This window comes from Mesorhizobium sp. INR15, assembly GCF_015500075.1.
Lineage (GTDB): Bacteria > Pseudomonadota > Alphaproteobacteria > Rhizobiales > Rhizobiaceae > Mesorhizobium.
Map to the genome: position 1 here is coordinate 1,862,501 of NZ_CP045496.1, position 2,500 is coordinate 1,865,000.

Sequence of the window (2,500 nt, forward strand, 5' to 3'; positions counted from 1 at the left end):
TAGACGATGGGAACCACGTTAATATTCGTGGGCCTGGAGGAAGTGACGGATCATTGAGGTAGTCCAATCTTATCGGATTGAACGGGCTGCTGCGTGGTTCCAGGAAATAGCTCCTCCTTATAGACCGTACCCGAAACCGACACTGGTGGACTGGTAGAGTATACCAAGGCGCTTGAGAGAACTATGCTGAAGGAACTCGGCAAATTGCACGCGTAACTTCGGAAGAAGCGTGACCCTTTTCCACGCAAGTGGAGGAGGGTGGCACAGACCAGGGGGTAGCGACTGTTTATCAAAAACACAGGGCTCTGCGAAGTCGCAAGACGACGTATAGGGTCTGACGCCTGCCCGGTGCTGGAAGGTTAAGAGGAGGGGTGCAAGCTCTGAATCGAAGCCCCAGTAAACGGCGGCCGTAACTATAACGGTCCTAAGGTAGCGAAATTCCTTGTCGGGTAAGTTCCGACCTGCACGAATGGCGTAACGACTTCCCCGCTGTCTCCAGCATAGACTCAGTGAAATTGAATTCCCCGTGAAGATGCGGGGTTCCTGCGGTTAGACGGAAAGACCCCGTGCACCTTTACTATAGCTTTACATTGGCATTCGTAGTGGCATGTGTAGGATAGGTGGTAGGCTTTGAAACCCGGGCGCCAGCTCGGGTGGAGCCAACCTTGAAATACCACCCTTATTACTATGGATGTCTAACCGCGGCCCGTTATCCGGGTCCGGGACAATGTATGGTGGGTAGTTTGACTGGGGCGGTCGCCTCCTAAAGAGTAACGGAGGCGCGCGATGGTGGGCTCAGAACGGTCGGAAATCGTTCGCTGAGTGCAATGGCATAAGCCTGCCTGACTGCGAGACTGACAAGTCGAGCAGAGACGAAAGTCGGTCATAGTGATCCGGTGGTCCCGCGTGGAAGGGCCATCGCTCAACGAATAAAAGGTACGCCGGGGATAACAGGCTGATGACCCCCAAGAGTCCATATCGACGGGGTTGTTTGGCACCTCGATGTCGACTCATCGCATCCTGGGGCTGGAGCAGGTCCCAAGGGTATGGCTGTTCGCCATTTAAAGCGGTACGTGAGTTGGGTTCAGAACGTCGTGAGACAGTTCGGTCCCTATCTGCCGTGGGTGTAGGAATATTGAAAGGATCTGTCCCTAGTACGAGAGGACCGGGATGGACGGATCTCTGGTGGACCTGTTGTGGCGCCAGCCGCATAGCAGGGTAGCTATATCCGGACGGGATAACCGCTGAAGGCATCTAAGCGGGAAACCCACCTTAAAACGAGTATTCCCTGAGAACCGTGGAAGACGACCACGTTGATAGGCCGGGTGTGGAAGAGCGGCAACGCTTGAAGCTTACCGGTACTAATAGTTCGATCGGCTTGATCGTTCTCATTCCTTATGCCCATCCGATAAATCGGATGTTCAGCCAGCGCTCACGCATGAGCGGCCCTTAACAGGGCCTATGCTCCGCGAGGGCGCCGGAAAACCGGCGACGCGCAGTCGCGCTTGCGGGCTTATGCCCGCGGCGCACTGTAGAAAACGTCGCCTTGGCACAGAAAACAGCTTCTCGAGCAATGTGCGCTTTGCCGACCTGGTGGTTATGGCGGAGCGGCTGCACCCGATCCCATTCCGAACTCGGCCGTGAAACGCTCCAGCGCTGATGGTACTTCGTCTCAAGACGCGGGAGAGTAAGTCGCTGCCAGGTCTACAAAACGCACGTTGAAAGCTCGCATCCGCAAGGATGGAACAATATCTTCTCTCTGCATTTGTTCGATGCATCTCGGCGTCCCAAAATCGCTACACTTTTGGACGACATGCATCCAAGGCCCGCCAACGGGAGCCCGGGCCGCGAAAGCGGCCCTTTCATTTGGCAGACCCAAACCTTCGTAGGACAAAACCTACGCAAAAGTTGACGCGGGGTGGAGCAGCCCGGTAGCTCGTCAGGCTCATAACCTGAAGGTCACAGGTTCAAATCCTGTCCCCGCAACCAAATACAAAAGAGCCCGCCTTGCGCGGGCTCTTTTGTATTTTGCCGTGGTGGCTGGCAATTCGAACCGGCATCAGGGGCCCGCAAGGAGGCGAAGCCGACGCCGTGGGACAAAAAATCAAATCCTGTCCCAAAACAAACTGCCCAAATCCAGCTTCTCTAAATCAAACTTCTCAAAACCAATATAAACCCGTCAGGCTCTCAAGCCGACGGGATAAACGTGTTCCAGGAGATGATTCGTCCAGCGCTCGAGTCGAAGCCGCGAGGCCGTACATAAGGTCCCATCCCCGCCGCCTTGCTCCTCCTTCATACGCGACGCCATAACCTGAGGGCTCGAAGCGCCCGGGACCAATCGCGGCTGAGTGGCCGAATCAGTTAGATCTAGGCACGAATAGAGGCCGACGAATCACTCTTACCTCTTCGCCCGCCAGGATGACGCCGATGTAACGCCTACCGCAGGCGCGGGGCCGATTAGGCGCTCACAGTCACCACGTCCTGGGCGCCGGCGTTGCTA

Annotated in this window: 1 tRNA gene and 2 rRNA genes (1 of these 3 only partly in view); all 3 read left to right on the forward strand. The window is 56.0% G+C overall.

Annotated features, from left to right (window positions below):
* Positions 1–1,386 (forward strand): 23S ribosomal RNA (locus GA829_RS09025); it begins 1,426 nt to the left of the window's first position.
* Positions 1,387–1,589: 203 nt separating this feature from the next.
* Positions 1,590–1,704: ribosomal RNA gene (gene rrf, locus GA829_RS09030) — 5S ribosomal RNA — on the forward strand.
* 208 nt (positions 1,705–1,912) lie between these two features.
* Positions 1,913–1,989 (forward strand) — tRNA-Met (locus GA829_RS09035).
* Positions 1,990–2,500: the final 511 nt, after the last annotated feature.